This is a genomic window from Protofrankia sp. Cas4 (assembly GCF_963555915.1).
In the GTDB taxonomy this organism is placed as follows: domain Bacteria; phylum Actinomycetota; class Actinomycetes; order Frankiales; family Frankiaceae; genus Protofrankia.
Map to the genome: position 1 here is coordinate 12,667 of NZ_CAUVXL010000102.1, position 8,155 is coordinate 20,821.

Here is an 8,155-nt window from a genome sequence, read left to right on the forward strand (position 1 = left end):
CCCCACCGACCACACCCAGCCGGTGTGGCCGGTCAGGGTGCGTAGTTCACGGCCGGTCGCGGTATCCCACAGCCGCACCGAGCCATCCCCACCCCCCGAGGCGATCATGGTGCCGTCCGGGGAGAACCCCACCGCGTACTGCGGTGAGGCCGCCGACCGCAGCATCACCTGCGCGGGATCCCGCCCGGCGACCGCCGCGACGGCCAGCTCAGGCGCCTCCCGGACCGAACCGAGCTGGCCACCGAGAATTGCCGCCCGCGACCATCGGCTATCCGTCAGCACCGCGCCGGTCAGATCCGTGTCGATGAAACGGGCACCACGAAGGTCCGCACCGGTCAGGTTCGCCCCGGTGAACCCAGCACCGGTCACCCGCGCGCTCCGCAGTAACGCGCCAACCAGGTCGAGCCCAGGCAGCGTCCCGTCGGTGAGCTGGATGCCGTCGAGATCGGCACCGCGGGCGATCAGCCGCTCCGCGCTGACATCGCGGACCGTCGCCCCAGGCAGCCTTGCCCCGGACAGATCCGCGCCAGACAGCGCGGTCGCGATCAGGGAAGCACCGGTGAGCACCGCGTCGCGCAGATCAGCACCCCGCAGATCGGCACGGTCGAGCCGGGCGTCGGTCAGGTTCGCCCGCCGCAGGTCAGCGCCGCGCAGGTCCCGGCCGGAGAGGTCCTGGCCGGCGAGATCGGCGCCGGCCAGTTTCGCCTCCGTCCGCAGCTCGATGCCCAGTCGCCGTGCGACGACCACCGCGTTCGCCTTCGTCACCCCAGGCGTGTCTGGGTCGTCGACGGTGTCCTGCGCCCACTGAGCCGCCGCGTCCCGGCCGGCCAGATCGGTGAAGAAGTCGGCCATCAGCTCTGACATCTCCTGTGCCGCGAGCAGATCACCGGCCTGACCGGCATGGTGGGCCGTTGCGGCGAGCTGGCGGGCCGCTTCGGCCGCGACCAGATACTCCATCACCGACCAGTGAATGAAGGAGAACCGGCCCTCGGCATCCCGGCGCAACGCCGTACCCGAACCGAGCAGATGCGCAGCCTCAGCCGGAGTCAGACCACGCGGATCACGCATCGACCGGAGCACACCAGCGGCGATCTCGGTCAGCCTGGTCACATCGATGAACGCCTCGCCGTCCCGCCACATCGCCACCGCCAACTCGGTGACGGCATCCTTCCGCTCGTCGACCGTCAGCTCCGGTGACCGCTCGCACTCGTAGGCCAGCCACTGGCCCACCAGCTCCCAATACAGGTCCGCTGCGGTCACCGTGCCGCCACGCTGGCGCGCCTGGTATAGCTGATCATCCTCCAGCTCGGCGATGAACGACAACAGCCGTGGGTTACGTGCCAGGTCGGGGAGGTCCCGCACCTCCCCGATCAGCTTGAGGCGGGCTGTTGCCCGTTGTTGTGCTTCCACACGGCGGGCGTCGGTGTCGGGAATCTCCACCGACAGCGTGCGGGTGAAGCGTCCGACCAGAAAGGCATGGATCTGTTCGGGGCCGAAGTCTTCCAGCCGGACGATGAACCGGCCGAACGTCCGCTCGACCTTCTCCCCGGTCTTCTTCAACACCTCGTCGTCGGTCAGGAAGAACTCGGCCCGGCTCGTCACGACGATCTTTGCCTGATTGTCGAGGGCGGCCAGCAGGGTGTCGAGGTGTGCGACCGCGCGCTGGTAGGTGACCCGGGCCGCGAGCTCGTCGAAACCATCGAAGATCAACACGAGGTGGCCCTGAGCCAGCATGTAACGGAAGGCGTCCAGGTCCGGCCGGCGGACCTGGGAGTCCACCAGGTGCTGGGCGACGAGCCGGTCGAGTTCAAGGGACTTCTCCAGCTGCCGCAGCTCGATCAGCATCGGGTCGACGTGCGGCAGGTGGCGGGGTAACTCCAGGGCGAGCTCGTGCGTCAGAAAGGTCTTGCCGTGCCCGGAGTCGCCGAGCACAAGGATGAACCGGGCCTCATCGGTGGTCAGCCACTCGACGATCTGTTGGAGGGCGGGGGCGGTGACGGTGGTGCGGTCGATCCGCCGGATGCGCTGCGGCACATACAGCTCGGGTGGGTAGTCCGGGTCGGCGTCAAGTCGGGCGGTCTGGCGGTCGACGTAGCCGCGCAGGTCCAGGACGCCCTGGTATTCGAGCATGCTCAACAGCCGCATACCGTTCCGCGCGGCGTGGGCGACCAGCTCGGGGGTGGCCGGTGTTCCCCCGGTGTAGACGAGCTCGGTGACCAGATTGCGGCGGTGCGGCGGATACCTGGCCTGGACCGTTGTGGCGAACTCGTCAACCGTGGCGTCGTCCGCTTCGCCGTCGATCAGGCCGACGAGCCCGTACTCCACGGTGCAGCCCTTGGCACACCACACATCCAGGCGGGCGGGCAGTCCGCCGGACGCCTCGACCCGCTCGACCGTCGCGTCCGGGTGGTGCAGGCGGGCCACTTTGGCGATTTCGTCCAGCGTGTCCGGTTGCCGCCGCGGCGGTCCGGACAATCCGTGGGACAGCTCCTCGCCGTCCGGGAACCGGCCGTCCATACCCCGGCCATACCGCTCGCGCCGGTGTGGGCCTGGTTCACCCTCCTCGTCGTCGTCCCCGGCCGGGGACGGAAACGCCGCCTGCATCGACCGGAACGCGTGCGGTGTGCGTACCGACCACGAGCTGCCGGCCGGGTCGACCCGCAGGTCACCCGTCCAACGTTTCTGATCGGGCTCGTAGCGGCGGGCATAGCGGGTGAACCCGTCTCGGTCGATCCGGAGCAGCTGGTACTGGTTCGGTACCTCCGACGGGCGGGCCTGCGCGTCGACCGCCGCACTGCCCGTGGACGCGACCGGCAGCCCGGACGGCAACCAGCTGGCCCGGCCGTCGTGGGTGTGGCCGTGCAGCAGCAGGTTCAGGTGCGGGCCGAGGATGCGGTCCAGGTCGTCGGCGTCGCGCAGGTTCTCGTCGTCCGTGGTGGCTCCCCGGATCGGGTTGTGGTGCACGGCACCGATCCGCAGCCAGCCGTCCCGCTCGTAACGGCCCAACGCCTCGGCGACGGTACGGAGCTGGTCTTCCCCGAGCCAGCCGTAGTGCTCCTCATGCGTTTCGGCCATCGTCGAGTTCAGTCCAGCCACGACGACTTTGCGGTCGGGGATCTCGACCAGCGACCATTCCGCGCCGACACCGAAGCCGATCGCGGCGTCGACACCGTAGAACCGCCGCAGCAGGGCGTCGAAGCATTCCCACTTCGGCCAGTACGGCGGCTGGGGATTCCGCTTGAAGGCCTGCTCACGCAGAAAGTAGGACTGGCAGAGCAGCCGGTTGACGTCGTGGTTGCCAGGGATGACCACGAACCGGTTCCGGTCGAGTTCCAGGCGCTCCGCCAATGCGACGAGGAAGTCGTACACCTGGTCGAACTCGCTCTCGTCGCCGGTCTCGGCCAGGTCACCGGAGAGTACGACGAGGTCTGGCCGCAGGCCGTCGGTGCCGGCTCGGTCCCGCAGGTCGTCGTGCAACCGGGCGAACAGAGACGAGTGGGCACGGTCGGCCTCGGTCAGCCCGGCCCGGCCGAACACGTGGTGGGCCCCGAACTGGGTGTCGGAGATGTGCAGCACCGTGACGGCCGGCTCCGTGGCCTTGCCCGGCCTGCCCGCGGCTGTCCTGACCGCGGCTGTCTTGACCGCGGCGGTGACCGCACTGGCAGCTCCGGGGAAATCCGGTTGGTCGGCACCACGCGCCGCGCGACCGTCCGGGCCGGGGAACTGCGGGGCGACGGCGGGCTTCGCCCGACCTTCGACGGACGCGGTGATCCCCGCCAACAGCCTGTCGGCGGCGGCCGTCTCGTCGCGGCCGACCAGATCGATGTAGGTGGTTGACCGCAGCAGACCGGTGGGCTGGCAGTCCGCGACCCGGACCGGCACGATCCGGCGTTTGGCCCCCTCGGGGTCGTCCGGCCAGATCGCCAGCCACTCGGCGTTGCCGTACCGAGATTCGGTCAGATAAGTGGGGGACAGGACAGGCACCACCCGGGCCGAGGCCGGCAGCGTGCGGTGCATGCTGGTCGCCCAGTTCGTGCCCGGGACGAGGTCCCACGCCTGCACGAACACCCGCGCGGACCGCTCGCCGGACCGCTCGCCGAACCGCACCCGGGCCTCAAGCTGTCACGCGATCCACTGTGCCCAGGCGGCGTCCACGCCGGTGTAACTGACGAAGAAGTCGTAGTGACCGCCGTCATCGGACGCCGCCGTGTCGGTTACCGCCGTGTCGGTTACCCCTGTGTCGGTGACCCTGCCCCCGTCAACCATGGGTAAAGAATGTCACGATACGCGCCCGCCCCGGTCGTGCGGTCAACCATCCAGCGGGAGTACCCGAGGTAGCATAAGGAGTATGAGCGAGCCTACCCAGAAGTACTCGATCACAATGCCCCGGGACGTCGCCGAGGCGGCCCGCGCCCGCGGCGGTCCCTCGGGCCTGTCCGCATACGTCGCCGCGGCCGTCGCGCGCCAGATCGAACGCGACAACCTCAACGACCTGATCGCGGTCGCGGAGGCCGACCACGGACCGATCACCGATGAGGAGATTCAGGCCAGGCGCGACACCCTGCTGCGCGCCCGCGAGCAGCAGGGCATCGCCGGCTCGAACGCGGCATGATCCGCGCGCCCGTAGTGCCGGGCGGCACCCTGGTTTTGGACAGTGAAGGACTCGCCAAAGCGGTACAGCGCGACCGGGAGGTCACAGCCTGGCTCGCACTCGCCCGCGCCGACGACATGCGTGTGATCACCAGTGCGGCGACGCTGGTCGAGGTGGTGCACCCGCACATCAGGCGTCCGGCGCTGGAATGGACCCTGTCCCGCATCGTCGTCGAGCCTGTCACCGAGGACATTGCCCGCCATGCGGCGGCTCTCCTGGGCGATGCGGGTCTGCATGGTCACCAACACGCGATCGACGCCATGCTCTGCGCCACGGCGCTCGCCGTCCCCGGCCGCGTCACCGTCCTCACGTCGGACCCTGACGATCTCATGGCGCTCTGCGGTAGGCGGGTTACTCTCATCAAGATCTGAAGTGCCAGGGGTCTGAAGCCGTGTTGCCGACCCTCCCGCTGCGCGGCGGGCTACTCGGTCACGCGGGCGCGATAGTCCGGCCTGGAGTCGTCGCTGCCAACGTCGGGGTGTGTCTCGCCCAGAGCGTATGGTCGGCAGCGTTCGGCCAATCCGGGTGCGGTCCTGTTGCGCTCGGCGAGCCAGCAGGCCCACTCGGGGAGCAGGGTGACGAGCTGGTCGGCGAAGTCCTCCTTGTAGTAGTTGCGCAGATGCAGGACGGTCAGGGCGATGCGGTGCGGCGAGCAGGTGCCGTACAGGGCGGCTGGGCCGTCGATATGCCAGGAATCCACCAGTTCCGTGATCAGTTCTTCCAGCTCGGCCGGCTGTGGCTGGTCGGCCTGTGGCTGGTCGGCTCGGTGTGCCCGCAGCCAGGCGGTGAACTCTGCGGCTGCGCCGGCGTCGTCGAGGTCTGTGTGCGGCGCGGCCTGACGCACTCCGAAGCTCTTGATCGCCGCTTCGGCGAGGCGTCTGCTCCGGTGGTACTCGGCGGGCTGGCCCGCGTTCTCTCCGCCTGCCCGGAACAATCCTTCCTCGGCGGGCAGCAGGTCGGCCAGCAACCAAGGATCGTCGACCGCGGTGAGGGCCGTCTCGCCGGCAGCGAGAACGCCAACTCCGGCCTGCCACGCCGCCAGCGCCTGCTCGGCTGTGGCGTAGTAGGCGCTGTGGACGGTGAACGCCTGGAATCCGCAGGCGTCGATGTCCCACAGATACCAGCGGTCTGGCCCGTTGAGTGTCGTGAACGCGGTGGTGACGCCGAAGCGGCTACCGTAGGCGTCGCGTGTCCACAGGACCTGCCCGGTCATTGTCGGGCCGCCGGGGGTCGTGGGCAGTACGTGCCCGCCGGGATGATCGCGCAGGTCTCCGATCGCGTTGGCGGTGGTCGCGCTCAGCGGGAAGGGGAGGATGCGGGCCACGGTGGTCAGTACCCGCCACGGTGCTCGCCAGCCGTCGGGCTCGCAGTCGGGCTCGGTTGTCAACGTCTCCAGTGTCGCGTCCAGTGCCGAGCGGACGGCTGCGGCGGCTGCGGTGACGACGGCCCCGGCGAGTCGGTCGGGGTCCACATGGTCGTCGATCGGTTCGTCTTCGAACTCTCCCAGCCGCGCCCCGAGTCGGCGGCACAGGTCATCTTCAAGCTCGGAATCGGGTTGGCTCGGTGTGAACGCGACGAGTTCGGCGACGAGAGCGTCGGCCGCCGACGTGGCAAGGGCCGCCTTACGCGCGTCCACGTGACGTCGGTAGGTGACAAGACCGGTCAAGGCCTTTGTGAGCTCATCCTGGGACTGGTCGTCCGAATCGGACCGGATCGTCGGCTTGATTGGCCGGGTCGAGGCCTTGGAGTTGCGGGCCGAGGCCTTGGACGTGCGGGTTTTCTTCCGCTTGCGCGATACAGGCACTGAGGAAGCGTAGGACCGCCAGGTCGGACGCGGTACGCCGAGGTTGGTCCGACCACAGCGTGGTCACGACCTGATCAAGCGCCGCATCCCTCATCCCTCATCCCTCATCCCGTATTCCGCATCCATTGATCTTCAGCCAGCACGGCTGGCCGGGTGTAGCCGGCTGCTACGCTTGTCGCATGGTCGCGTCGGTACCGTCCCGTGAGTTGCGCAATGACACGCGTGGCCTGTTGCGACGGGTCGAGGCCGGTGAGGAGCTGCTCATCACCGTTGACGGTCGGCCTGTCGCCCGGCTCGCCGCCGTGGGCCGCCGTCCCCGGTTCATCAGTCGCGAGGAGTTCGTGCGCCGGTTCCTGTCCCGACAGGCCGATCCCGAACTCCGGGCCGACCTCGACGAGCTGGCCGCGGACACCACGGACGATCTGCCGCCGCTGTGACCGCGGCCGGGCTCGCCGACACCTCGGTCTTCATCGCGCGGGAGTCCGGGCGGGAACTGCGTGTGGACGCGCTGCCCGACGCTCTCGCCGTCTCCATCATCACCGTCGCCGAACTGCGGGCGGGGGTGCTGGCCGCTCGGAATCTGGCTGCGCGTGACCGGAGGCTCACCACGCTGCAGGAGGCGTTGGACCTTGACCCGGTGCCGATCGACGATGGTGTGGCCCAGGCGTGGGCACGCCTGCGGGTTGCGTTGCGTGACTCCGGACGGCGGATGAAGGTGAACGACGCGTGGATCGCCGCCACCGCGCTCGCCCTCGACGTTCCGGTGGTCAGTCAGGATGATGACTACGCGGACGTGCCGGGCCTGAGCGTGATCCGCGTCTGACGATCGCTGCGGGAGACCGGGCCGATCCCGCCGTCACCGGCGTTCGTCGCCGGCCGTTCGAGGGAAGGCCAGAGGCGCAAGCGAACGTCAGGTCAACCGCGCCCGGGGCGGGACGGGGGGTAGGGGCAGCGGCGCGTCCGCCGGGATGCGCCGGATGGTCGGGTCGTAGCCGTCCAGCTCGCCAGGCTCGAAACGGACGTTCTTGATCATAAACCAGAAGGAGCCGTCCGGCTCGCCGACCAGCTTGTACGAACCGTCCGGCAGCAGGACCGCCCACCCGTCCCGAGTACCGATCATGGTCGCGATCGGGCGGCCGGTGGCGGTCTCCCACAGCCGTACCGTGTTGTCGTCGCCTCCTGATGCGATCATGGTGCCGTCGGGGGAGAACCCCACCGACCGCACCTGGCGGGTGTGGCCGGTCAGGGAGCGCATCTCGGTACCGGTGGTGGTGTCCCATAGCCGTACCGTGTTGTCGTCGCCTCCTGATGCGATCATGGTGCCGTCGGGGGAGAACCCCACCGACCACACTCGGCGGGTGTGGCTGGTCAGAGTGCGCATCTCGGTACCGGTGGTGGTGTCCCACATCCGTACCGTGCCATCCTCCGACCCGGCGGCGATCATGGTGGTGTCCGGGGAGAACCCCACCGACAGCACCGTGGCGGTGTGGCCGATGAGGGTGTGGATCTGGTGGCCGGTGGTGGTGTCCCACAGTCGGATCGTGCGGTCGTCCGACCCAGAGGCGATCATGGTGCTGTCCGGGGAGAATCCCACCGACCGCACCGCGTCGGTGTGGCCGGTGGGGCCGGTGAGGGTGTGTCGCTGTTGGCCGGTGGTGGTGTCCCACAGTCGGACTGTGCGGTCGCCTGACCCGGAGGCA

7 protein-coding genes and 1 pseudogene are annotated in these 8,155 nt (G+C 69.2%); 4 read left to right on the forward strand and 4 right to left on the reverse strand.

From position 1 onward, the window contains the following. Together U9979_RS09535 and U9979_RS09540 are read right to left on the reverse strand one after the other, a co-directional pair. Positions 1–4,107, reverse strand: a 4,107-nt coding sequence (locus U9979_RS09535) for a pentapeptide repeat-containing protein (RefSeq protein ID WP_322779075.1), incomplete at its 3' end; no start/stop codon positions are given. A 15-nt stretch (positions 4,108–4,122) separates the two neighbouring features. Next, the gene (locus tag U9979_RS09540) at positions 4,123–4,266 is read right to left on the reverse strand and encodes a hypothetical protein (protein ID WP_322779076.1); all 144 of its coding nucleotides are present in this window, start codon (positions 4,264–4,266) and stop codon (positions 4,123–4,125) included. Between the two features lie 82 nt (positions 4,267–4,348). On the opposite strand from U9979_RS09540, the gene U9979_RS09545 reads away from it, so the two are divergent. Continuing rightward, positions 4,349–4,612: a hypothetical protein gene (locus tag U9979_RS09545; protein WP_322779077.1), complete on the forward strand. Its 264-nt coding sequence runs from the start codon at positions 4,349–4,351 to the stop codon at positions 4,610–4,612. Continuing rightward, on the forward strand, positions 4,609–5,022 hold the full coding sequence (locus tag U9979_RS09550; RefSeq protein WP_322779078.1) for a type II toxin-antitoxin system VapC family toxin: 414 nt from the start codon (positions 4,609–4,611) through the stop codon (positions 5,020–5,022). Before U9979_RS09545 ends, U9979_RS09550 begins: the two co-directional genes overlap by 4 nt. A gap of 50 nt (positions 5,023–5,072) precedes the next feature. Here the strand turns inward: U9979_RS09550 and U9979_RS09555 are convergent, their stop codons facing one another. Further along, the gene (locus tag U9979_RS09555; RefSeq protein WP_322779079.1) at positions 5,073–6,317 is read right to left on the reverse strand and encodes a hypothetical protein; all 1,245 of its coding nucleotides are present in this window, start codon (positions 6,315–6,317) and stop codon (positions 5,073–5,075) included. Between the two features lie 317 nt (positions 6,318–6,634). On the opposite strand from U9979_RS09555, the gene U9979_RS09560 reads away from it, so the two are divergent. Together U9979_RS09560 and U9979_RS09565 are read left to right on the forward strand one after the other, a co-directional pair. Further along, entirely contained in the window at positions 6,635–6,892 is a 258-nt protein-coding gene (locus U9979_RS09560; protein ID WP_322779080.1) for a type II toxin-antitoxin system prevent-host-death family antitoxin, read from the forward strand. Further along, positions 6,889–7,278, forward strand: a complete 390-nt coding sequence (locus U9979_RS09565; RefSeq protein ID WP_322779081.1) for a type II toxin-antitoxin system VapC family toxin — start codon at positions 6,889–6,891, stop codon at positions 7,276–7,278. Before U9979_RS09560 ends, U9979_RS09565 begins: the two co-directional genes overlap by 4 nt. An 87-nt stretch (positions 7,279–7,365) precedes the next feature. On the opposite strand, the pseudogene U9979_RS09570 reads toward U9979_RS09565, so the two are convergent. Continuing rightward, positions 7,366–8,155, reverse strand: a pseudogene (locus tag U9979_RS09570) (WD40 repeat domain-containing protein); the annotation flags it as partial.